Annotated in this window: 22 protein-coding genes; 15 read left to right on the plus strand and 7 right to left on the minus strand. The window is 51.5% G+C overall.

Annotated elements, in window-relative coordinates:
* The first annotated feature begins 2 nt into the window (after positions 1-2).
* The 5 genes from AACH44_RS05030 to AACH44_RS05050 all read left to right on the plus strand — a co-directional run bounded on the left by AACH44_RS05030 (position 3) and on the right by AACH44_RS05050 (position 7,437).
* The gene (locus AACH44_RS05030; RefSeq protein WP_261848326.1) at positions 3-941 is read left to right on the plus strand and encodes a PstS family phosphate ABC transporter substrate-binding protein; all 939 of its coding nucleotides are present in this window, start codon (positions 3-5) and stop codon (positions 939-941) included.
* 242 nt (positions 942-1,183) lie between these two features.
* Positions 1,184-2,290, plus strand: coding sequence for a cobalamin-independent methionine synthase II family protein (locus tag AACH44_RS05035; protein WP_261848327.1), 1,107 nt, complete (start codon positions 1,184-1,186; stop codon positions 2,288-2,290).
* A gap of 543 nt (positions 2,291-2,833) precedes the next feature.
* Positions 2,834-4,153, plus strand: coding sequence for a branched-chain amino acid transport system II carrier protein (gene brnQ / locus AACH44_RS05040; protein ID WP_261848328.1), 1,320 nt, complete (start codon positions 2,834-2,836; stop codon positions 4,151-4,153).
* 139 nt (positions 4,154-4,292) lie between these two features.
* Positions 4,293-5,669 (plus strand): proline-specific permease ProY, encoded by a 1,377-nt coding sequence (gene proY, locus AACH44_RS05045; protein WP_261848329.1) that lies wholly within the window; start codon positions 4,293-4,295, stop codon positions 5,667-5,669.
* A gap of 295 nt (positions 5,670-5,964) precedes the next feature.
* The gene (locus tag AACH44_RS05050) at positions 5,965-7,437 is read left to right on the plus strand and encodes an IS1182 family transposase (protein ID WP_338659516.1); all 1,473 of its coding nucleotides are present in this window, start codon (positions 5,965-5,967) and stop codon (positions 7,435-7,437) included.
* An 80-nt stretch (positions 7,438-7,517) separates the two neighbouring features.
* Here the strand turns inward: AACH44_RS05050 and AACH44_RS05055 are convergent, their stop codons facing one another.
* The 3 genes from AACH44_RS05055 to AACH44_RS05065 form a co-directional block, all read right to left on the minus strand.
* On the minus strand, positions 7,518-8,792 hold the full coding sequence (locus AACH44_RS05055) for a mechanosensitive ion channel family protein (RefSeq protein ID WP_261848092.1): 1,275 nt from the start codon (positions 8,790-8,792) through the stop codon (positions 7,518-7,520).
* A gap of 206 nt (positions 8,793-8,998) precedes the next feature.
* Entirely contained in the window at positions 8,999-9,601 is a 603-nt protein-coding gene (locus AACH44_RS05060) for a peroxiredoxin C (RefSeq protein ID WP_010299049.1), read from the minus strand.
* Between the two features lie 211 nt (positions 9,602-9,812).
* Positions 9,813-10,394, minus strand: coding sequence for an ACP phosphodiesterase (locus tag AACH44_RS05065; RefSeq protein ID WP_261848094.1), 582 nt, complete (start codon positions 10,392-10,394; stop codon positions 9,813-9,815).
* A 131-nt stretch (positions 10,395-10,525) separates the two neighbouring features.
* On the opposite strand from AACH44_RS05065, the gene queA reads away from it, so the two are divergent.
* The 5 genes from queA (at position 10,526) to secF (ending at position 16,115) form a co-directional block, all read left to right on the plus strand.
* Positions 10,526-11,593, plus strand: a complete 1,068-nt coding sequence (gene queA / locus AACH44_RS05070) for a tRNA preQ1(34) S-adenosylmethionine ribosyltransferase-isomerase QueA (protein WP_261848095.1) — start codon at positions 10,526-10,528, stop codon at positions 11,591-11,593.
* 97 nt (positions 11,594-11,690) lie between these two features.
* A complete protein-coding gene (gene tgt, locus AACH44_RS05075; protein WP_137739347.1) occupies positions 11,691-12,836 on the plus strand; it encodes a tRNA guanosine(34) transglycosylase Tgt in 1,146 nt (381 codons plus the stop codon).
* Positions 12,837-12,928: 92 nt separating this feature from the next.
* Positions 12,929-13,261: a preprotein translocase subunit YajC gene (gene yajC / locus AACH44_RS05080; protein WP_010282033.1), complete on the plus strand. Its 333-nt coding sequence runs from the start codon at positions 12,929-12,931 to the stop codon at positions 13,259-13,261.
* 27 nt (positions 13,262-13,288) lie between these two features.
* Positions 13,289-15,136 carry a protein translocase subunit SecD gene (gene secD / locus AACH44_RS05085; protein ID WP_261848096.1) on the plus strand — a complete coding sequence of 616 codons (1,848 nt, stop codon included), beginning with the start codon at positions 13,289-13,291 and terminating at the stop codon, positions 15,134-15,136.
* A 10-nt stretch (positions 15,137-15,146) separates the two neighbouring features.
* Positions 15,147-16,115 (plus strand): protein translocase subunit SecF, encoded by a 969-nt coding sequence (gene secF, locus AACH44_RS05090; protein ID WP_338659517.1) that lies wholly within the window; start codon positions 15,147-15,149, stop codon positions 16,113-16,115.
* Positions 16,116-16,182: 67 nt separating this feature from the next.
* On the opposite strand, the gene AACH44_RS05095 is transcribed toward secF, so the two are convergent.
* Complete coding sequence (locus tag AACH44_RS05095) at positions 16,183-16,752, minus strand: DUF3251 domain-containing protein (RefSeq protein WP_261848098.1); 570 nt, start codon at positions 16,750-16,752, stop codon at positions 16,183-16,185.
* Between the two features lie 209 nt (positions 16,753-16,961).
* On the opposite strand from AACH44_RS05095, the gene nrdR reads away from it, so the two are divergent.
* The 5 genes from nrdR (at position 16,962) to thiL (ending at position 20,663) form a co-directional block, all read left to right on the plus strand.
* A complete protein-coding gene (gene nrdR / locus AACH44_RS05100; RefSeq protein ID WP_005975999.1) occupies positions 16,962-17,411 on the plus strand; it encodes a transcriptional regulator NrdR in 450 nt (149 codons plus the stop codon).
* A gap of 35 nt (positions 17,412-17,446) precedes the next feature.
* Positions 17,447-18,583, plus strand: a complete 1,137-nt coding sequence (gene ribD / locus AACH44_RS05105; protein ID WP_261848099.1) for a bifunctional diaminohydroxyphosphoribosylaminopyrimidine deaminase/5-amino-6-(5-phosphoribosylamino)uracil reductase RibD — start codon at positions 17,447-17,449, stop codon at positions 18,581-18,583.
* 110 nt (positions 18,584-18,693) lie between these two features.
* Positions 18,694-19,170, plus strand: a complete 477-nt coding sequence (gene ribH / locus AACH44_RS05110) for a 6,7-dimethyl-8-ribityllumazine synthase (protein WP_261848100.1) — start codon at positions 18,694-18,696, stop codon at positions 19,168-19,170.
* A gap of 24 nt (positions 19,171-19,194) precedes the next feature.
* Positions 19,195-19,614, plus strand: a complete 420-nt coding sequence (gene nusB, locus AACH44_RS05115) for a transcription antitermination factor NusB (protein WP_261848101.1) — start codon at positions 19,195-19,197, stop codon at positions 19,612-19,614.
* A 68-nt stretch (positions 19,615-19,682) separates the two neighbouring features.
* Positions 19,683-20,663, plus strand: a complete 981-nt coding sequence (gene thiL, locus AACH44_RS05120) for a thiamine-phosphate kinase (RefSeq protein ID WP_261848102.1) — start codon at positions 19,683-19,685, stop codon at positions 20,661-20,663.
* Positions 20,664-20,797: 134 nt separating this feature from the next.
* Here the strand turns inward: thiL and dxs are convergent, their stop codons facing one another.
* From dxs to xseB, 3 genes are read right to left on the minus strand one after another with little or no spacing between them, the layout of a single operon-like run.
* Entirely contained in the window at positions 20,798-22,663 is a 1,866-nt protein-coding gene (dxs, locus tag AACH44_RS05125; protein ID WP_261848103.1) for a 1-deoxy-D-xylulose-5-phosphate synthase, read from the minus strand.
* A gap of 17 nt (positions 22,664-22,680) precedes the next feature.
* Positions 22,681-23,592 (minus strand): (2E,6E)-farnesyl diphosphate synthase, encoded by a 912-nt coding sequence (gene ispA / locus AACH44_RS05130; protein ID WP_261848104.1) that lies wholly within the window; start codon positions 23,590-23,592, stop codon positions 22,681-22,683.
* Complete coding sequence (xseB, locus tag AACH44_RS05135) at positions 23,589-23,837, minus strand: exodeoxyribonuclease VII small subunit (protein WP_261848105.1); 249 nt, start codon at positions 23,835-23,837, stop codon at positions 23,589-23,591. Before xseB ends, ispA begins: the two co-directional genes overlap by 4 nt.
* Between the last annotated feature and the right edge of the window lie 50 nt (positions 23,838-23,887).

Here is a 23,887-nt window from a genome sequence, read left to right on the forward strand (position 1 = left end):
TCATGATAGTCGCCACACGTATCGCAGTTGCTTTTTTACTGCTGCTCAGTGCGTTTTGCTCCGCGCAGCCCCGTCAAATGCTGGCGGGTAATCTCTCCAGCGCGGGGTCAGACACGCTGGCTAATCTGATGGCTTTTTGGGCGGCGGATTTCAGCCAGCATTATCCGAATGTGAATTTACAGATTCAGGCTGCGGGTTCGTCCTCTGCACCTACGTCTCTGGCGTCGGGTGCCGCCCAGCTCGGGCCGATGAGCAGAGCGATGAAGGCCAGCGAAATTGAGGCGTTTGTTCAGCACTATGGCTATCCGCCGCTGGCGGTGCCAGTGGCGATGGATGCGCTCGTCGTATTGGTTAATCAGGATAACCCGCTGTCTGGACTAAATTTGTCACAGTTGGATGCTATCTTTTCGATTACGCAGCGCTGTGGTAATCAGCAGCCGATAAAACAGTGGGGCGATCTCGGGTTACGCGGTAGCTGGGAGAAACGCACGCTATTACGCTATGGGCGAAATTCTGCCTCAGGAACCTATGGGTTCTTTAAACAAAAAGCGCTATGTCGCGGCGATTTCCTGCCTCAAGTCAATGAATTGCCAGGTTCGGCGTCCGTTGTACAAGCGGTTGCGGCATCAACGGATGCGATCGGTTATGCCAGTGTGGGGTTTCGTACCAGCGGCGTAAAGATGCTGCCATTAGCTGCACAAGGCACGGACTACATTTCCCCTTCAACTGAAAATATCCGCAGCGGTTTATATCCCTACACCCGTTATCTCTATATCTATGTCAACAAAGCACCCGGTCAACCGTTGGAAGCGCTGACGGCGGCATTTCTAGCACGCGTGTTGTCCGAAACGGGGCAGTCGCTGGTGAATCAGGACGGTTATTTACCGCTGCCGGAAGAAACGCGTCGTCAGGCGCATCAGATGATTGGCCTGCCAGAGTAATTCCTCTCCCTATCAATAATTGGTGCTATTTTCACACCATATGAATTTTATTCACATGACGTGAAAATTCTTCCATTGCCCTGAGATTCTTCACGTGACAGGATAGTTTCAAATTTAGACGTCCAGATGGCTAAATAAGATTAAATGTAACTATCCCTCTGGGCAAATATTTCATATTGAAACTATCTGCCAGTACACTTCTTTTCTAAATATAGGTGCTGGTAACATGTCAGGAGCGACAGATGGCGAATACCTTATCCCCTTTCCGTGCCGATATCGTCGGCAGTTTCTTGCGTCCGGCTGCAATTAAGCAGGCACGCCTTCAGCATCAGGCGGGCGAGATTGATGATGCCGCGCTGCGGAATATTGAAGATCGTGAGATTCTGCGGGTGGTAGAAAAGCAGCGTGAAGCGGGCTTGCAGGTTGTGACAGATGGTGAACTGCGTCGTGCCTGGTGGCATTTTGACTTCTTTGCCGACTTGCACGGCGTAGAGCGCTATGAAGCCGATCACGGTATTCAATTCAACGGCATTCAGACCAAATCCCATGCGATTCGCGTCGTGGATAAAGTGAGTTTCAATCCTCAGCACCCAATGCTCGATCATTTCCGCTACCTGAACAGCATTTCTGGCGATGCGGTCGCTAAAATGACGATTCCTAGCCCAAGCGTGATGCATTTTCGCGGCGGACGAAAAGCGATTGATGCGACGGTTTATCCCGATCTGGCTGACTACTTCGACGATCTGGCGCAAACCTGGCGCGATGCGATCCACGCATTTTATAATGCAGGCTGCCGCTTCCTACAACTGGATGACACCGTGTGGGCCTACTTGTGCTCTGACGATCAAAAACGTCAAATCCGTGAACGTGGTGAAGATCCTGCACAGTTGGTGCGGACCTATGCCAATGTCCTGAATAAAGCGCTGGCTGATAAGCCAGCCGACTTGGTTATCGGTTTACACGTTTGTCGTGGTAATTTCCGTTCGACCTGGATTTCTGAAGGTGGGTATGAACCTGTAGCAGAAATTCTGTTTGGTGAAGTGAACGTCGATGCGTTCTTCCTGGAATACGATACCGAGCGAGCGGGGGGCTTTGAGCCGCTGCGTTTTGTGAAGCCAGGCCATCAGCAGGTGGTGCTGGGGCTGATCACCACCAAGAACGGCGAATTGGAAGACACCGAAGTGGTGCAGGCACGCATTGCGGAAGCGGCAAAGTATGTCGATCTCAGCCAGATTTGCCTGAGCCCGCAGTGTGGTTTTGCTTCAACGGAAGAGGGCAACAGCCTGACGGAAGAGCAGCAGTGGAATAAACTGAAACTTGTCGTGGATATCGCCAATCGCGTGTGGTGACACCGATGAAGTAACTTTATCCCTATAATGGATATACAGAGGCTGGATCATACGATCCGGCTTTTTTTGTGGCTGTTATCCCGCTTTCCGTTCGCGACGATTTTGTGCAATATGTTTTTTTATGATCGAATGACGCATTTTATGCCGGTTTTTGTCAGTTATATTGCAATGAAATATTGATAAATGCGCAAATCATGTGTTATGCAAATCAGTATAAACCAATTTATATCCTTATTTTTTAGTATAAAAAGGCTAGATACTCTGGTTTTTAGATCTCCACTTGTCTTTTTACGCTATAAACGGTTTACTTAGCACCCGATATGGCTGCGCAAAAAATAACTCCTCTATGCTCGTCATACTTCAAGTTGCATGTGCGTTGGCTGCGTTTAGTCACCCGAATTATTTAGAGTATATGACCGCCATTTTCGTGTCGCCGGAGTGCTAGCGTCATGCTTCGAGCTAGCCCTTTGTGAACGACTTCTGGCGGCGATAAACGACACGATTTTCTTTTTATCGATTTGATACAGGCAACACGACATAACTATGAGTCATCGTTTAACTTCCAAAGATATTGTGGCATTAGGTTTCATGACCTTTGCTTTATTCGTGGGGGCAGGAAATATTATTTTCCCGCCGATGGTGGGATTGCAGGCTGGAGAGCACGTTTGGACGGCGGCAGTTGGCTTCCTGTTGACGGCGGTGGGTCTACCTGTGTTGACCGTCATCGCGCTTGCTCGGGTTGGCGGCGGCGTCGATGCGCTAAGTTCGCCGATTGGTAAAAAGGCCGGTGTGGTCTTGGCTACCGTGTGTTATTTGGCTGTTGGGCCACTGTTCGCGACGCCGCGCACGGCAACCGTCTCATTTGAAGTCGGACTGGTTCCTTTGGTTGGCAATGGCGCTTCTCCTCTGTTGATTTATAGCCTGATTTATTTTGCTATCGTCATCGGGATTTCTCTGTATCCGGGCAAACTGCTGGATACGGTCGGCCATGTGCTGGCACCGTTGAAGATCATTGCTCTGGCCGTGTTGGGCATTGCCGCAATGCTGTGGCCTGCGGGGACGCGAATTCCTGCAACAGAAGCGTATGAGCATCTGCCGTTTTCCAATGGCTTCGTTAATGGCTATCTGACGATGGATACGCTGGGTGCGATGGTCTTTGGTATCGTGATCGTCAATGCGGCGCGCTCACGTGGCGTGACAAGTTCAGTGCTGCTGACGCGTTACACCGTGTGGGCTGGGTTAATTGCCGGCATTGGCCTGACACTGGTCTATTTGAGCCTGTTCCAGCTTGGTTCTGTCAGTGGTGAACTGGTGCCGCAGGCGCTGAACGGCGCGGAGATTCTCCATGCTTATGTGCAACACACGTTCGGCAGCATGGGGAGCAGCTTCCTGGCGTTATTAATCTTTATCGCGTGTCTGGTGACGGCGGTGGGGTTAACCTGTGCGTGTGCTGAATTCTTTGCACAATATCTGCCGTTGTCCTATCGCACGCTGGTATTTGTGTTAGGAACGTTCTCGATGGTGGTGTCCAACCTTGGCTTGAGCCATTTAATCCAACTTTCCATTCCTGTACTGACGGCGATTTACCCACCGTGTATCATTCTGGTTTTACTGAGTTTTACGCTGCGTTGGTGGAATAGTGCTTCACGTATTGTGGCTCCCGTCATGCTAGTCAGCCTGTTATTTGGCATGATTGATGGTATAAAATCATCGGCTTTCAAATCGCTGTTGCCAGAGTGGAGCCTTAATCTGCCACTGAGTGAGCAAGGATTGGCCTGGTTGCCACCGTCGCTGCTGGTTTTACTGGTTGCAGTGATTTACGACAGACTTTGTGGTCGTCAGGAAGTTACGGTACATCAATAATATCGTTAACACCTGATAGCGCAGGGGCGGTAGGAGTATCCTACTGTTCCTGCACTGCGTTGGGTTTCTGCACCACAGGTTTCTGCCTGTGGTTTTTCTTTTTGTAATGTTTTTCTCTTAAAGACAGGGTTGCTTATCAATGGAACAACCATCTTCCAAGCTCAAGCGTGGGTTAAGCACGCGGCATATCCGCTTTATCGCCCTTGGCTCGGCGATCGGAACCGGTCTGTTTTATGGCTCCGCTAGCGCGATCCAAATGGCTGGCCCCAGTGTGTTGCTGGCTTACCTGATTGGTGGGATTGTCGCGTATATCATCATGCGCGCCTTGGGCGAAATGTCGGTGCATAACCCACAGTCCAGCTCGTTTTCTCGCTATGCGCAGGATTATCTCGGGCCGCTGGCGGGCTATATCACCGGCTGGACTTATTGCTTTGAGATGCTGATTGTCGCTATTGCCGATGTGACGGCGTTTGGTATCTACATGGGCGTTTGGTTCCCTGCGGTGCCACACTGGGTGTGGGTCTTGAGCGTGGTGCTCATCATCGGTGCCATCAACCTGGTGAATGTGAAAGCGTTTGGTGAACTGGAGTTTTGGCTCTCTTTCTTCAAAGTTGCCACCATTATCATCATGATCGTTGCCGGAATCGGCATTATCGTTTGGGGGATTGGCAACGGCGGAGAGCCTACTGGTATCCATAATCTATGGAGCAATGGCGGATTCTTCAGTAACGGTGTGATGGGGATGATTCTATCCCTACAACTGGTGATGTTTGCCTATGGCGGCGTGGAGATCATCGGAATCACCGCCGGTGAGGCCAAAGACCCGCATAAATCCATCCCGCGTGCGATTAACTCTGTACCGTGGCGTATTCTGGTGTTCTATGTCGGTACGCTATTCGTCATTATGTCGATTTACCCGTGGAATCAGGTAGGCACCAACGGTAGCCCGTTTGTGTTGACGTTCCAGCATATGGGGATTACGGCTGCGGCAGGTATTCTGAATTTTGTCGTGATTACCGCGTCGCTGTCGGCGATTAACAGTGATGTCTTCGGTGTGGGTCGTATGCTGCACGGGATGGCGGAACAGGGTCATGCACCGAAAGTGTTTAGCCGCATTTCCAAACGTGGTATTCCGTGGGTAACAGTCGTTGTGATGATGGCAGCGCTGCTGGTGGCGGTGTACCTGAATTACATCATGCCTGGCAAGGTTTTCCTGGTGATTGCTTCACTGGCAACGTTTGCGACGGTGTGGGTGTGGATCATGATTCTTTTTTCTCAGATCGCCTTCCGTCGGCGTTTGAGTCCGGATGAAGTGAAAGCGTTGGCGTTCCCCCTGCGCGGGGGGATAGCGACCTCTGTGTTCGGTATCATCTTCCTGTTCTTCATCATCGGTTTGATTGGCTACTTCCCTGATACCCGCGTATCGCTGTATGTCGGTATCATCTGGATAGTGCTGCTTTTAGTGGGCTATGTCTGGAAGAAGAAGCGTCAGAACGCGGTAGCTGTGCAGAATTAAGCTAGTAGCTTGCTATCAGAAGAAGCGCTTAGGTTATCTGTTGACTAACCTATTTGCCGAACGAAAACGGGAGTAACGGAATAGAAGAGTAAAGCGTTTGCGCCAGGGATGGCGCAATCCGAGCTTACAGGGACGTACTCGCAGCGTCTTTACGATCTATCCGTTACTTCCGCACTACGGACTTTGTTAGCAAGCTCAACGCTCCCATTGGAGCGTTCAGATTGATGACAAAGTCCTGGCCGTGAAGCCAGGATTTTGATCTAATAAGGTTAGTGCAAAAAACGGACTGACCGCCATGCTCAGAGAACCCTCCCCGCAGCAGTACCAGTTTGAAACCATCACCCTCGACGAACTTGTCCCAGAAGACCATCTGGTCCGTAAAATCGATGCTGCCATCAATTTTGAATTTATCCGCGATGCCGTTTCCCACCTCTATTGCCCCGATAACGGCAGGCCTGCTATCGACCCCGTTCGCCTGATTAAAATGATGCGGTTGGGCTACCTCTTCGGTGTCCCCTCTGAACGCCGTCTGGTCAAGGAAATCCAGGTCAATGTCGCTTACCGCTGGTTCCTGCGCATGGGCTTGACCGAGAAGGTCCCGGACGCCTCTACCCTTAGCCAGAACCGTATCCGTCGATTTAACGGCAGCGATGTCTTCCAGCAGATTTTTGACCATATCGTGTTACAGGCCCTGAGTCAGGGTATGGCAAACGGTCGTGTGCTCTACACCGACAGCACCCACCTGAAAGCCGATGCCAACCCGCGCAAAGCCGTGAATGAACTGCGCCCTGAAGGGGTCAGTGAATACTTCACGCAACTGAATGACGCGGTGGAGGCCGACAGGAAACAACGCGAAAAAAAGCCGCTGCCCGCCGCAAGAAAAGCAACCCAAAACGACGCCGTTAAAAACACCAAAGTGAGCACCACCGACCCGGAAAGCGGCTTTATGCACCGGGACAACAAGCCGAAAGGCTTCTTCTATCTGGACCACCGCACAGTAGACGGAAAGCATGGCATCATCATGGATACCCATGTGACACCAGGCAATGTGCACGACAGCCAGCCCTTTATCGGGCGACTCGAGCGGCAGGTAGAACGCTTCGGTCTGGAGCCGGTGGCGGTGGGCGTGGACGCGGGTTACTTCACGGCGGCGGTGTGCCAGCTCACTCAGGAGATGGGTATCGCGTTGGTTCCGGGCTATCGCCGGCCACACAAGGGTCAGAACGCGTTCCAGAAGAAGCACTTCAGGTACGATGAGGAGCGCGATGTGTATGTGTGCCCGGCAGAGGAGTTACTGAACTACAGCACGACAGACCGTAACGGCTATCAACATTACCGTTCAGACCCGACAGTGTGCCAACGGTGTGAGCAGAGACGGCAGTGTACGCAGAACAGCAAAGCGCAGAAAACGCTAACCCGGCACGTCTGGGAAGCATCGAAAGAGGAAGCCAACAGGTTACGGCTGACGAAATGGGGCAAAAAGATATACGCCCGGCGTAAAGAAACGGTGGAGAGAAGCTTCGCGGATGCGAAACAGCACCATGGTCATCGATATGCCCGGTTCCGTGGACTGTCGAAAGTACAGATGCAGTGCCTGCTTGCGGCCACAGCGCAAAATATGAAGAAGATGGCGCTGCTGGCGCTTCTTTATTGTCTTTATGTGTGGCTGAAAAGGTCTTGTGAAGGTCAATACGCCGTCTTGGGTAAGCAGAAAGCTCAAATGACGAGGTTGTGGAAAAATATCGCGATCGCGACCTGCGGTCGCTAAAAAAGAAGAACCCCACCTGAAAAAGTGGGGTTAGTCAGCAGTCTGAACGCTCCCATTGGAGCGTTTTTTTGTGCCTATTTTTACGCTTTCGGAGCCGTCATTTGCTGCCCCATGACCCGCATGTCGTGACCAGTAGGCGTTTGATGAACGCGGAGATCGAACTCCGGTAAGATCGCAAAGATATGGTCGAAAATGTCAGACTGAATGCTTTCATAATCAACCCAGGCGGTCGTATTGGTAAACGCATAAATTTCCAGTGGTAACCCTTCTGACGTTGGCGCAAGCTGGCGCACCATCAGCGTCATCCCTTTATGAATGCCCGGATGCGTGCGTAGATAAACCTGAAGATAGGCACGGAACGTGCCCAAATTCGTTAGACGACGGCCGTTTAGCGGTGATGTCAGGTCGGAATCGGATTGCGCGTTGTGCTGCTCCAGTTCGCTCTTTTTGTTCTGAATATAAGGCGACAGTAGCTTGCTGCGCAGCAATCGCGCCTGCTCGTCTTCCGTCATAAAATGCACGCTGGTGGTATCAATATTGATACTGCGCTTGATGCGTCGCCCTCCTGATTCTGACATCGAACGCCAGTTCTTGAAGGAGTCGGACACCAACGCATAAGTGGGTATGGTGGTGACGGTATTGTCCCAGTTTTTCACCTTTACCGTCGTTAGCCCGATGTCGATAACCGCACCGTCAGCGCCGTATTTCGGCATTTCGAGCCAGTCTCCCAGTGTCAGCATGTCGTTAGCGGAGAGCTGGATGCCCGCGACCAGCCCCATAATCGGATCTTTGAACACTAACATCAGCACGGCGGCCATCGCACCTAACCCACTAATCAGAAGCAGCGGCGATTTCCCGATGAGTAGTGATACCACCATAATGCTGATGACGACGGTGGCGATCAGTTTCAGACTCTGGAAGATTCCACGCAGCGGCAATTGAGCGGCGATTTTAGTTCGAGCGGAGACATTGAGCAGCACATCGAGTAGCGAGAACAGGGACAGCAACGCAAAAATCATGATCCACACTTGGGAGCAAATGATGAGCGCTTCACGGGTTTCACTCTGTGAGGGAAGCCACACAAAAACCTGAATATTCAGGATCACCCCTTGTAGCAAGAAGGCCAGCCGGTTAAACAAGTTGTGTTGCGTCAGTGCCTGTTTCCACCCGCGTCCCTCGGTTTTTCCCGGCTTATTCAGTGAACGAAGAACCATCCGTTTCAGCACAACCTGATGAAAAATCAGATGGATGACGGCAGAAATGAGCAATATCAGCCCAAGAACAATCAGTAACGCAATGATGCTAGCGTGTTCTATTCCAGCTTCTCTCAGCCACAGTGCGAGGTTTTGTTGCATGCGTTCTCCTTTTATTCCAATCAATCTGTCGTGCGTTAACACGATGTGATATTAAGGCTAAGGATTTAGCGCATTGAGTCAACCTTTTGTATTTTCTGGGATCGCGTAGGAAAGGTGAGCAGTGGGGACACACACATCACGAAAAAAAGCCAGTCACATAGCAACTGGCTTGATTATCACATTACCGAAAGGGCAACGGTGAAGGATTACAGCTTGTCGGCGTTTTCAGACAGGTATTTCGCTACGCCATCTGGTGACGCGCCCATACCTGATTTCCCTTTTTCCCACTGTGCCGGGCAGACTTCGCCGTGCTCTTCGTGGAATTGCAGAGCGTCAACGGTACGCAGCATTTCATCAATATTACGACCCAGTGGCAGATCGTTCACCACCTGATGGCGAACCACGCCGTTTTTGTCGATCAGGAAAGAACCACGCAGTGCAACACCCGCTTCAGGGTGCTCAATGCCGTAGGCCTTCTGGATTTCGCGCTTAATGTCAGCAACCATCGCATATTGCACTTCGCCGATGCCGCCTTTGTCCACAGGGGTTTTACGCCATGCGTTGTGAACAAACTCAGAATCGAAAGAAACACCAACCACTTCTACGCCACGTTTCTTGAACTCGGCATAGCGGTGATCGAAAGCAATCAGTTCTGATGGGCAAACGAAGGTAAAGTCCATCGGCCAGAAGAAGATCACGGCAGCTTTACCGTTGATGTGCTTCTTCAGGTTGAAATTTTCGACGATTTCGCCACTGCCTAAAACGGCAGCTGCTGTGAAGTCTGGGGCTTGACGAGTTACCAGGACCATAATTACTCCTGTAAATAGCGGTTAATGAACGGAAGATGTAAAAAACAGCGATCAGTATAGGGATTCTGCCTGAGTGAATACAGGCAAAGAGACCAATCAATGAGATAGTTTCTGCCTATTGAACTCATCGCTATTTCCTTTCAATAGACTACATTAACCCTTTTAATAGAAAGGACAATAGGTTGCGTAGAAAAACGGAAAAGTTGTGAGCTCACAGCTGTTGCGCCTTCGCTAACTGCATCATGCGTGGATAAAATTGCCAGAAAAGTGTTTCAAATTGGTGATAGTGCGGTTCGATATCCTGAAAAGAGCCGGACAGCGCGGCCAGCTTCGGGCGGCGTACCGACATTCTGTGCAGCACATCGGCGATAAACGGCAGTTCCGCATAGCGCGTCAACCAACGTTCTGGCCACAGATAGCGATTCAGGTTTTGAAAGCGTTCAGGCGTTTGCGCCAGATGCGGCTCGATTTGTGATTGTGCATCGTCGATAAAGGCTTGCAAGGGCGTATCCGGCACCAGCTGTAGCCAGTGACGCGCAAGATAGTGATCCCACAACACATCCAACGTAATTGGCGACACGCGGCGGAATTCATCGCTGAAATACTGACGCGCCTGTTTGACTTCCGGCAGGCTGTCAGTCAGCGAGTCAACGCGGCGATGTAGACGAATACCCGCGACGATGTCGTCAGCGTAGCTGTCCTGTGGGTTGCCGCGCACAAAATCCGCCATCAGATTACCTAATAGGGAGCTGTCGGCCAGCGTGGCCAGATGTAGGTGTGCAAGAAAATTCATCGTGACAGTATAACCCTTTTCTATTGGGTATAATGCATTCCGCGACTCAGATGCTTATTTCTTGCAGCCATGCGCTTGCGGCTCTAGACTAGGCCGCCCATTTTTATGTACTAACAGTTAAGTGAATTGCCATGCGTGTTGCTGATTTTTCGTTTGAACTTCCTGAATCATTGATTGCTCATTATCCACAAGCGGAACGCAGTGGTTGCCGTTTGCTGTCGCTGGATGGGCCGACGGGAAATCTGACGCACGGCGTATTTACCGATTTGTTGGAAAAACTGAACCCAGGCGATCTGCTGGTGTTCAATAACACGCGCGTGATTCCGGCACGTTTGTTTGGCCGTAAAGCCAGCGGCGGCAAGCTGGAAGTATTGGTGGAGCGCGTGTTGGACGATCGTCGGGTATTGGCGCACGTTCGGGCGTCAAAAGCGCCAAAACCGGGCACGGAACTGCTGCTAGGTGATGACGAAAGCGTCAAGGCCACGATGGCGGCGCGTCACGATGCGCTGTTTGAGCTGCATTTCGATGATTCCCGCGATGTTCTGTCGATCCTGAATGCTATCGGCCATATGCCGTTGCCACCTTACATTGACAGGCCTGATGAAGACGCTGACCGTGAGCTGTATCAGACGGTGTATAGCCAGCGTCCCGGGGCTGTAGCGGCGCCGACGGCGGGGTTGCATTTTGATGAGCCGATGCTAGCCGCGCTACGCGAAAAAGGCATTGAAATGGCGTTCGTCACCCTGCACGTCGGTGCGGGAACTTTCCAGCCAGTACGCGTCGATACGATTGAAGATCACATCATGCACGCCGAATATGCTGAAGTGCCGCAGGAGGTCGTCGATGCTGTTCTGGCATGCAAAGCGCGGGGGAATCGCGTGATCGCTGTGGGTACGACATCGGTTCGCTCACTGGAAAGCGCCGCTCAGGCCAGTCAGGATGCACTGATTGCACCGTTCTTCGACGATACCAAAATCTTTATCTATCCGGGTTATCACTACCGCGTTATTGACACGCTAGTGACCAATTTCCATTTGCCCGAATCGACGTTAATCATGCTGGTGTCGGCCTTCGCCGGTTACCAGAACACGATGTCTGCCTACCGTGAAGCGGTAGCAGAGCAATATCGTTTTTTCAGCTACGGTGATGCGATGTTTATTACGCACAACCCGATGGCTGAACAGGAAAAAGTGGGATAAATCCTGCTTTCCGCACAATAGAAACGTCACAGACCACGCTCTGTCAGGCGTTAATACATCATTATCATCAGACTGTTTTTCTGATGCCGGAGGTTAAGTGAAGTACGAATTACAAACAACGGACGGCCGTGCGCGACGCGGTAGATTGATTTTTGAACGTGGCGTAGTAGAAACCCCGGCTTTTATGCCCGTGGGGACGTACGGCACGGTGAAAGGCATGACGCCGGAAGAAGTGAAAGAAACTGGCGCACAGATTTTGCTCGGCAATACGTTCCATCTGTGGCTGCGTCCCGGTCAGGAAATCATGAAGCTGCACGGCGATCTGCACGATTTCATGAACTGGCACGGCCCGATTCTGACGGACTCCGGCGGTTTTCAGGTATTCAGCCTCGGCGATATTCGTAAAATTACTGAGCAGGGCGTGCATTTCCGTAACCCAATCAACGGGGATTCGATTTTCCTCAGCCCAGAGAAATCGATGGAGATTCAGCACGATCTCGGTTCCGATATCGTGATGATCTTTGATGAGTGTACGCCGTATCCTGCCGATTGGGATTACGCCAAGCGCTCCATGGAGATGTCCCTGCGCTGGGCGAAACGTAGCCGCCAGCGTTTTGACGAACTAGAGAATAAAAACGCGCTGTTCGGTATTATTCAGGGTAGCGTTTACGAAGATTTACGTGATGTATCCGTAAAAGGTCTGGTAGACATTGGCTTTGATGGGTACGCTGTGGGCGGTTTGGCAGTGGGTGAACCGAAAGAGGACATGCACCGCATTCTGGAGCACGTTTGCCCACAGATTCCAGAAGATAAACCACGCTATCTGATGGGCGTGGGCAAACCGGAAGACTTGGTTGAAGGTGTACGCCGCGGTGTGGATATGTTTGACTGCGTAATGCCAACGCGTAACGCACGTAACGGACATCTTTTCGTGACGGATGGCGTGGTGAAAATCCGTAATGCGAAGCATAAAGATGACGTCAGCTCGCTGGATGAACACTGTGATTGCTACACGTGTCGCAATTATAGTCGTGCCTACTTGCATCATCTTGACCGTTGCAACGAAATACTCGGAGCACGACTCAATACCATTCATAACTTGCGTTATTATCAGCGTTTAATGGCGGGTTTACGTCAGGCCATTGAAGAGGGTAAATTAGAGCACTTTGTGGTGGATTTTTACCAACGGATAGGCAAACCCATTCCGCCGCTTGCTGAAAAAGACGTTGCCGCAAGCAACTGACAGCCCGTTTGCTATGAAGCGTTTTTACGATTGTAAGGTTGATAATTTATCTTTTTGATAGCTTATCTTTTGACAAAAAAGAGGATATTTACATGAGTCTTTTCATCTCCGATGCTGTAGCTGCAACCGGCGCTCCGGCTCAGGGAAGCCCGTACTCTCTGGTTATTATGCTGGCCGTTTTTGGTCTTATTTTCTACTTTATGATCCTGCGTCCTCAGCAAAAACGCGCCAAGGAACACAAAAAGTTAATGGATTCCATCGGCAAAGGTGATGAAGTCTTGACGACTGGCGGTCTGGTGGGTCGCGTGACCAAAGTGTCTGAAACGGGCTATATTGCGATTGCGTTGAACGAAACCAATGAAGTGGTTATCAAACGTGATTTCGTGGCTGCCGTGCTGCCAAAGGGCACGATTAAAGCCCTGTAATTTTTGATTTTCCCGAAGGGAACTGCCGTGTTAAACCGTTATCCTTTGTGGAAGTATTTGATGCTGGTCGTGGTGTTATTTGTCGGCCTGCTTTATGCACTTCCTAACCTATATGGTGAGGATCCGGCGGTACAAGTTACTGGCGCGCGGGGAACCGCCGCCAGCGAAACGACGCTGATCCAAGTCCAGAATGTCTTAAAAGAACAAAATATTACCAGTAAGTCGATTGCATTAGAAAACGGTGCAATTCTGGCTCGCTTCTCTAACCCTGATATTCAGCTCCGCGCGCGTGAAGCGCTCGTTAATGAGCTGGGTGAAAAATTCGTTGTCGCACTTAACCTTGCTCCCGCCACGCCAACCTGGCTGCGAGTGCTGGGCGCAGAGCCGATGAAGCTGGGGCTAGACCTGCGCGGCGGCGTTCACTTCCTGATGGAGGTGGATATGGATACGGCGCTGGGTAAATTACAAGAACAAACCATGGACTCTTTGCGCAGCGACCTGCGTGAGAAGAACATTCCTTATGCCGCTGTGCGTAAGATTGATAATTACGGCGTCGAAATTCGCTTCCGTGATGCTCAAACGCGTGATGACGGCATCAACTATCTAACGTCCCGTCATCGCAATCTGGTTCTCAGTAGTAGCGGTAGCAACCTGATGCGTGCGGTGATGTCTGACGAACGTCTGCGTGAAGCACGTGAATATGCCGTACAGCAGAATATTAATATCCTGCGTAACCGTGTGAACCAACTGGGCGTTGCAGAACCACTGGTTCAACGCCAAGGTACTGACCGCATTGTCGTTGAATTACCGGGTATTCAAGACACCGCGCGCGCGAAAGAAATTCTTGGTGCAACGGCTACGCTGGAATTCCGTCTGGTCAACAGCGATGCTGATGCGACCGCGGCGGCAAACGGTCGTGTGCCGGGTGACTCCGAAGTGAAGAATATGCGTGACGGTTCACCCGTTGTGCTGTTCAAACGCGTCATTCTGACGGGCGACCACATCACGGATTCCACCTCAAGCAATGACGAATACAACCGTCCTCAGGTGAATATTTCTCTGGACAGCGCGGGTGGCAACACCATGTCCAACTTCACCAAAGACAGTATCGGAAAGCTGATGGCGACGCTGTTTGTGGAATATAAAGACAGCGGCAAGAAAGATGCGACGGGTCGTTCGATACTGGAAAAACACGAAGAAGTGATCAACGTGGCGACGATTCAGTCGCGGCTGGGTAACAGCTTTCGTATTACCGGCATTGATAACCCGAACGAAGCGCGCCAGCTTTCTCTGCTGCTGCGTGCGGGTGCGCTGATTGCTCCGATCCAGATTGTAGAAGAACGTACTATTGGGCCAACGCTGGGGATGCAAAACATCACTCAGGGGCTGGAAGCCTGTTTGTGGGGCTTGATCGCGTCGATTCTCTTTATGGTTTTCTTCTACAAGAAGTTTGGTGTGATTGCGACCAGTGCTCTGGTTGCTAACCTGGTGCTGATTGTCGGCGTGATGTCGCTGTTGCCAGGTGCAACGCTGACCATGCCGGGTATTGCCGGTATTGTGTTGACGCTGGCGGTCGCCGTGGATGCGAACGTATTAATCAACGAACGTATCAAGGAAGAACTCAGTAATGGTCGCTCAGTGCAACAGGCTATTCATGAGGGCTATAAAGGGGCATTCAGTTCCATTGTTGATGCGAACGTCACGACGTTGATTAAAGTCATCATCCTGTACGCAGTGGGAACGGGTTCTATCAAAGGGTTTGCTATCACCACTGCGATTGGGATTGCGACCTCAATGTTTACGGCGATCGTCGGTACTCGTGCCATCGTTAACCTGCTTTACGGCGGTAAACGCATCAACAAGCTGTCTATCTGAGGAGTGCGTTGTGGCACAGGAATACAACATTGAACAACTAAACCATGGGCGTAAAGTCTATGATTTCATGCGCTGGGACACATTGGCATTTGTGATTTCCGGTCTGCTGATCATTATCTCTATCGCGATTATGGGGGGGCGTGGTTTCAACTGGGGGCTCGACTTTACCGGCGGTACGGTCATTGAGATTAACCTTGAGAAACCGATCGATCTCGATGTCCTGCGCAGCTCACTGGAGACCTCTGGGTTTTCAGAGCCGCAGGTACAAAACTTCGGTAGCAGCCGTGACGTGATGGTGCGTATGCCGCCAGTTTCTGGTAGCGAGAACGAAGCGCTCGGCAACAAAGTGCTGACGGTGGTGAATGATACCTTCCAGCAGCATGCAACGGTGAAACGTATTGAGTTCGTTGGGCCGAGTGTGGGGAGCGATTTGGCACAGGCTGGCGCATTGGCGCTGCTATCTGCACTGGTTGCTATCCTCATCTACATTGGCTTCCGCTTTGAGTGGCGTCTGGCGTTGGGTGCTGTCTTGGCGTTAGCGCATGACGTGATCATTACGATGGGGCTACTGTCTCTGTTCAGTATTGAGGTTGATCTCACGATCATTGCCTCGCTGATGTCGGTAATTGGTTATTCACTTAACGATAAGATCGTGGTGTCTGACCGTATTCGTGAGAATTTCCGCAAGATTCGTCGTGGAACACCTTACGAAATTACCAACATTTCTCTGACACAGACGCTACACCGTACCATCATCACGTCAGCGACTACGCTGGCGATGATTTTAATTCTGATGTTCTTTGGCGGTGCGTTATTGCATGGTTTCTCGATGACGATGTTTATCGGTGTCATCATCGGTACTATCTCTTCTATCTATGTTTCTTCAGCTTTAGCGCTGAAACTGGGAATGAAGCGTGAACACCTGCTGATTCAGAAAGTGGAAAAAGAGGGGGCGGATCAACCGTCTATCCTGCCTTAATTTGCTGGTTGTAAACATAAAAACCCCGCGTCGCGGGGTTTTTTGCATCTTAGCGTTGGGAAATGCGTTAAGGAGATTCGGTTGCAGCAACAGGCGGCGGACTCTGTATTTCCTGAACCTGATGTAAACGAATAAAACCAAGCTCTTCCGGCGATAACCCGCTCAGACGCAATTCAATAATCGCTTCAGCTTTGGGTAACAATGTGGGCGAGACAACAAAGGACTGTGTTTGCGTATCCCCCACTAAAGGCTTCCCGCTCACGGGGTCGAGGCGTCCCCAGTCCAACTGTGCGCTAAAGGCGGGTAATCCCTTCGCATCAAGCGTGCGAATATGTAATAACGCGCTGGTTCCGTTCGCTTCTGTCTCTATATTGCGTAACGAGATGCTGAGCCTGCCAATGCTGCTTTCTAGCTGTATGCTCGTCTGCGCCGCCGGCAGTAAATAAACACCAGAGGTAGATTGGGAATTCAACGCATTTTGCCGCTCTAACGCCGTGGCCTGATCGGTCAGCGTTTGTAATTGGTGGTTTAGCTGACCTATCTGATTCTGCAATTTGGGCATCTGGCGTTGTTCGGCGCACCCCGCTAACAATAACAGCGCTGGCAGGAAGGTCAGTACGCGATATCGGGTTCTCATGTCTGTGGTTCCCCTTTCGATGTCTTATTCATTGATCCCTGTAGCTGAGTTTAGCCGTGATTAAGCCTAAGTCATAGGTGAGACAGCTTTTTTCATCCGCTTACCGGAAGAGATGCGAAACCCTTCGCAACGTGAATCAGGAGTTTTGGTTAGTCCGTTAATTCAGGGTAAACTGTCTTTACGTTAAGGATTACTGGTCAGGACGCATCATGCATTGCCCATTTTGTTCCGCTGTTGATACTAAAGTCATTGATTCCCGTCTGGTCGGCGAAGGTTCGCAAGTCCGTCGTCGTCGGCAGTGTCTGGTTTGTCATGAACGCTTCACCACGTTTGAAGTGGCTGAACTGGTGATGCCGCGAGTCATCAAAAGCAATGAAGTACGCGAGCCGTTTAATGAAGACAAATTGCGTAGCGGGATGTTGAAAGCGCTGGAAAAAAGGCCAGTGAGTTCTGATGACGTCGAAATGGCGATTAATCACATAAAATCTCATCTTCGTGCGACCGGAGAGCGCGAGGTGACGACCAAAATGGTAGGCAATCTGGTAATGGAAGCGCTGAGAAAGCTGGATAAAGTGGCTTATATCCGCTTTGCCTCGGTGTATCGCAGCTTTGAAGATATTCGTGAATTTGGCGAAGAGATTGCGCGTTTGCAGGATTAAGTCGTGTCGACTCGACAAAGATAAGAGGGACGGGAATGAGCGTTTTTCAGGAAAACGGCCAATTGCCGCAGGATGAATTCTACATGGCGCGTGCGTTAGAGCTGGCGCGTCGTGGCCGTTTTACGACGGCACCTAACCCCAATGTTGGCTGCGTGATCGTGCGTGATGGCGAAATTGTGGGCGAAGGCTACCATTTCCGTGCGGGTGAACCCCATGCCGAAGTGCATGCGCTGAGAATGGCGGGGGAACGCGCACGTGGTGCGACGGCCTACGTCACATTGGAGCCTTGCAGCCACCACGGCCGAACGCCGCCTTGTGCCGACGCGCTGATTACCGCTGGTGTTTCCCGTGTGGTGGCCGCGATGCAAGATCCAAATCCACAGGTCGCAGGTCGTGGTTTACATCGCTTACAGCAAGCAGGGATTACCGTTAGTCATGGCGTGATGATGGCTGACGCTGAGAAGGTGAATGTCGGTTTTCTGAAACGCATGCGAACGGGTTTTCCTTACGTTCAGCTCAAAATGGCGGCGTCTTTGGATGGACGTACTGCGATGGCCTCGGGAGAAAGCCAGTGGATCACCTCGCCGCAGGCGCGGCAGGATGTACAGCGTTTTCGCGCGGAGAGCGCCGCGATTCTGAGCAGCAGTGCGACTGTATTGGCCGATGATCCTTCTCTCACCGTGCGGTGGTTAGAATTGGATGCTGATGTTCAGAAGCGCTATTCAGAAGCGGATCTCAGGCAGCCAGTTAGAGTGATTGTGGACAGCCAGCAGCGGGTCACGCCGCAACATCGTGTTGTTAACCAACCGGGTGAGACCTGGCTGGCACGCGTGCAGGCAGATGAACAAGCGTGGCCGCAGGGCGTTGAGCAAGTCATGCTACCGCAGCACAATGGCGGTGTTGATCTGGTGGCACTGATGATGGTGCTAGGGAGACGGCAGATTAACTCCGTCTGGGTTGAGGCCGGAGCGAGTTTGGCCGGGGCGTTGCTTAATGCGGGTGTCGTTGATGAACTGATTGTTTATCTTGCCCCCAAACTGTTGGGTGAAAATGCCCGTTCGCTGTGCCTCTTGCCAGGGCTAGATCAACTGTCTCAGGCACCGGAATTTGACCTCGCAGAGGTTCGCCAGATTGGTCCAGATTTGCGATTACGCCTGAGACCCAAATTCTGATACAGATGTAAATACGTGGCACAGGCCCGACAAAACCGGATACGTGCCAACAAAAATTATGATAGAATCCGCCCCCCTGCGGGCCATAAAGACCAGATACAAGGAAAGCTATGAACGTTATCGAAGGTGTTGTTGCTACTCCTGATGCCCGTGTGGCGATTGCGATTGCGCGTTTTAACCATTTTATTAACGACAGCCTGCTGGAAGGTGCGCTTGATGCATTGAAACGCATCGGTCAGGTTAAAGACGAAAACATCACCGTTGTGTGGGTGCCGGGTGCTTACGAACTGCCATTGACGGTTCGTGCGCTGACCAAAAGTGCGAAAAATGGCGGATATGATGCCGTGATTGCTCTGGGAACGGTCATCCGTGGTGGAACAGCGCATTTTGAATTTGTTGCTGGCGAATGTAGCTCTGGCTTGTCCTCCGTTGCGATGGACAGCGAAATCCCTGTCGCTTTCGGCGTTCTGACGACGGAAAGTATTGAACAGGCGATTGAGCGTGCTGGCACGAAGGCGGGGAACAAAGGTGCAGAAGCTGCCTTGACCGCGCTAGAAATGATTAATGTATTGAAAGCGATTAAGTAAGCCTGATTAAGTAAGGGGAATTCCGTGAAACCTGCTGCTCGTCGCCGCGCTCGTGAATGTGCGGTTCAAGCGCTTTACTCCTGGCAATTATCTAAAAATGATGTTGCCGATGTTGAACACCAATTCCTGAGTGAGCAGGATGTCAAAGATGTCGACATTACCTATTTCCGTGAATTGCTGACGGGTGTTGCCACTCAAGCTGAGAAGCTGGATCAATTGATGGCTCCTTTCCTGTCTCGCCAAATCGAGGAATTGGGACAGGTTGAAAAGGCGATCCTGCGTTTGGCGATGTTTGAGCTGAGCAAGCGCGAAGATGTTCCTTACAAGGTGGCGATTAACGAGGCCATCGAACTGGCTAAAACTTTCGGTGCCGAAGATAGCCATAAGTTTGTAAATGGCGTGCTGGACAAAGCGGCTCCGAGCGTACGGAAAGGCAAGAAGTAAAATGAATCGAGTCAGGGCCGGATATCCGGCCCTGGTTGCTTTTGAATGATAGGCTGGCTGGAAAGGTTATGGTTGAAGGTGAGTTTGACCTTATTGCCCGCTATTTTAATCGGGTGCGAAGTTCACGTCGCGATGTTGAGTTAGGCATCGGTGATGATTGCGCGTTACTGACAGTGGCAGATAAGCAGATGTTGGCAGTGAGTACCGACACGCTCGTATCTGGCGTTCATTTCTTACCTGATATCGATCCCGCCGATCTGGGCTACAAATCTCTGGCTGTTAATCTAAGCGATCTGGCTGCAATGGGCGCCGATCCTGCCTGGCTTTCTCTGGCTATTACTCTACCTAAAAGCAATAGCCAGTGGCTGTCTGCCTATAGCGACAGCTTGTTTGAACTGCTTGATTATTATGGCATGCAGTTGGTCGGCGGCGATACGACGCGTGGTCCATTGAGCCTGACGTTGACTATCCACGGTCTGGTGCCTGTGGGTCGGGCATTGACGCGCCGCGGGGCGAGAATTGGCGACTGGATTTATGTTACCGGTTCATTAGGCGATAGCGCTGCCGGTCTGGCTATCCTCCAGAACTCACTGCATGTTGATGATGAGAACACGCGTCAGCGATTGATTCAGCGTCATCTGCGTCCTCAGCCTAGAATCTTGCAAGGGCAGGCGCTGCGCGATCTGGCCAGTTCAGCCATCGATCTTTCCGACGGCCTCATCTCCGATTTACAGCATATCCTTAAAGCCAGCGAGTGTGGTGCACGTATTCATCTGGATGCGATTCCGCAATCTGATGGATTGCGAAGCTGCACTGACGAAGAACAGGCGTTGCGCTGGGCGCTATCTGGCGGTGAAGATTATGAGTTGTGCTTTACCGTGCCGGAAATTAATCGCGGTGCATTGGAACTTGCGTTGGGGCATCTTGGGGCTGACTATACCTGTATCGGGCAAATCGGGCCATCATCCGAAGGGTTACGCTTTTTCAGAGATAATAAAGTGACCGAGTTGAGCTGGAAAGGGTATGACCATTTTAGCGAGCAAGACTGACGCCGCGAACAAAATGAAAGGTACTGGTGTAGCAAAATGCCGCTTACGGTTGAGTAACCCGTGGCATGTGCTGGCGGTGACTCTACTGTGTTATTACACCGGGGCTATGTGTCGCCCCGGTTGTCGGTAGTCTCTTATTTCATCCACTGTATGATTTTGCGCTCGATGCCTGCGGCATCCAGATCGAAGTCGGCGCGGATCTCTTCTTGCGAGCCTTGCGGGATAAAGACATCGGGTAGCCCGATGTTCAGCACCGAGACGGCAAGGCGTTTCGCCATCAGAAACTCATTCACGCCGCTCCCGGCACCGCCCATGACTGCGTTCTCTTCCAGCGTCACGAATGTGCTGTGGGACTGTGCTAACTCTTCAAGTAACGCTTCATCTAGCGGTTTCACAAAACGCATGTCGACGAGCGTGGCGTTCAACTTCTCAGCCGCAATTTGAGCTTCCGGTAATAGCGTACCAAAATTCAGAATAGCGATCGTTTTACCCTGGCGACGCACCACACCTTTACCGATTGGCAGTGCTGATAATGGCGTCAGTTCCGTACCCGTACCGTTTCCACGCGGGTAACGCACCGCTGTCGGGCCTTTCTGGTAGTGATAGCCGGTGTGCAGCATCTGACGACACTCGTTTTCATCGCTGGGTGTCATGATGATCATATTCGGGATGCAGCGTAAGAAAGAGAGATCGAACGCGCCCTGATGCGTTTGCCCATCTGCACCAACAATACCGCCGCGATCGATCGCAAACAGAACCGGCAGATTCTGAATTGCCACATCGTGGATAACCTGATCGTAAGCACGTTGCAGGAAAGTAGAGTAAATCGCGACGACGGGATGATAGCCACCAACGGCCAGACCGGCAGCAAACGTTACGGCATGCTGCTCGGCAATCGCCACGTCAAAATATTGTTGCGGATAGTCACGGGAAAATTGCACCATGCCGGAGCCTTCGCGCATTGCTGGCGTGACCGCCATGAGCTTGCTGTCTTTGGCGGCAGTTTCCTGTAGCCATTGTCCGAAGATCTTGGAATAGGTGGGTTGTGCGCCTTCTTTGCTTTTTGGCAATGTGCCGCTGGCAGGATCGAATTTTGGCACCGCATGCCAACTGATCGGGTCCTGCTCGGCGGGGGCGTAACCCTTGCCTTTCTTCGTCATGATGTGCAGAAGCTGTGGGCCTTTCAGATTACGCATATTTTTCAGCGTATGCGCCAGAGCCTGAACGTCATGACCATCAACTGGGCCAATATAATTAAAGCCGAGTTCCTCAAATAGCGTACCCGGTACGACCATGCCTTTAAGGTGCTCTTCGGTGCGTTTCACCAATTCTTTGATAGGGGGCAAGCCGGATAACACCTTTTTACCGCCTTCACGCAAACTGGCGTAGAGTTTGCCGGATAGCAGTTGTGCCAGGTGGTTGTTCAAGGCACCGACGTTTTCCGAAATAGACATTTCATTGTCGTTCAGCACCACCAGCAGATCGGATTTGATATCGCCTGCGTGGTTCATCGCCTCAAAGGCCATGCCCGCAGTAATCGCGCCATCGCCAATCACACAAACGGTACGACGGCCTTTGCCTTCACGCTCGGCCGCAACGGCCATGCCCAGTCCGGCACTGATTGAGGTGGATGAATGCCCGACGCTTAATACGTCATATTCGCTTTCATCACGCCATGGGAAAGGGTGCAAACCGCCTTTTTGACGGATCGTTGAAATACGATCGCGACGGCCTGTCAGGATCTTATGCGGATAAGCCTGATGACCAACATCCCATACCAGATGATCAAAAGGGGTGTTGTAGACGTAGTGCAGCGCAACCGTCAATTCAACTGTCCCCAATCCTGAAGCAAAATGTCCGCTTGAACGGCTGACGCTATCCAGCAGATATTGGCGCAGCTCGTCGCACAGCGTTGGCAGGCTCTCTTTCGGCAACAGCCGAAGTTCATCCGGTGTTTCCACTAACGCCAATGTAGGGTACTTCGCGGTATCAAAACTCATAGAGACTCATTAGGTAATTACTTATCGCGTTCAACGATGAAATTCGCCAGCGCTTGTAGTGGTGCAGTATTCAGGGACGTTGAGCCAGATGCAACGAGATCGTCCAGCGAGGCTAGTGATTCCTGATAAAGCTCCTGTGCTTTTTTTCGTGCGTTATCTAACCCCAGCAGGCTGGGGTAGGTGCTTTTACCTAACTGCTGGTCTGCCCCCTGACGTTTGCCTGTTGTCGCACTGTCGCCAACAACATCGAGAATATCGTCCTGAACCTGAAAGGCGAGCCCAATTGCGTTAGCATAACGATCCAGGTGAGGTAAGGCTGCACGTCCAGCGTCACCCGCGGCCAATGCGCCCAGTCGGACCGCGGCGCGGATCAATGCACCCGTTTTGTGGCGATGAATCCGCTCTAACGCAGCCAAATCAACCTGATGGCCTTCAGCTTCCAGATCGAAAGCCTGACCCCCGCACATGCCCGCTACACCACTTGCCTGGGCTAATTCTGAAATCATCGCCAGTCGATCGCGGTCAGAGACTTGCGGCATCGGTGCATCGGCCAAAATGGAGAATGCCAGCGTTTGCAGTGCATCCCCCGCCAGAATGGCATTCGCTTCACCAAATTTAATATGGCAGGTTGGTTGTCCGCGGCGTAAATCATCGTCATCCATTGCTGGCAGATCGTCATGAATCAATGAATAGGCGTGGATACATTCTACGGCCGCAGCCGGGGCATCCAAACTTTCTAGCGATATGCCAAACAGTTCGCCAGTAGTATAAACCAGAAACGGACGCAGGCGTTTGCCCCCTAAGAGTGAGCCATACTCCATTGCATTGACCAGTGGACTACTCTGAAAGGGGAGGTCAGCGATGAAATGCCCCAACATGCGGTTAGTGCGTTGGTAATGCGCATTTAGCTGCGTGTTGAAATCGGTCATAGCGTGTCATTATCCGGCGTAAACGGTGACAACGGTGCATCGGGATCGTCGCTCAGCAGGATTTGTACGCGCTGTTCCGCTTGTTGCAGCTTTTGCTGTCCCTGACGAGCGAGCTGGATGCCATGTTCGAACGCATTTAGCGCATCATCCAGCGGCAGTTCACCTGATTCGAGGCGGGTAACGATTTTTTCCAGTTCGTTCAGTGAGCTTTCAAAGCTGACTGGCTGCTCGGTCTTCTTAGGCATAGTGGTTTCAGAATCCTGGTGTTATACGCCGTTGGCTTGTGGCGGCAAAG

The sequence above is a fragment of the Pectobacterium araliae genome (assembly GCF_037076465.1).
Taxonomy (GTDB): Bacteria; Pseudomonadota; Gammaproteobacteria; order Enterobacterales; family Enterobacteriaceae; genus Pectobacterium; species Pectobacterium araliae.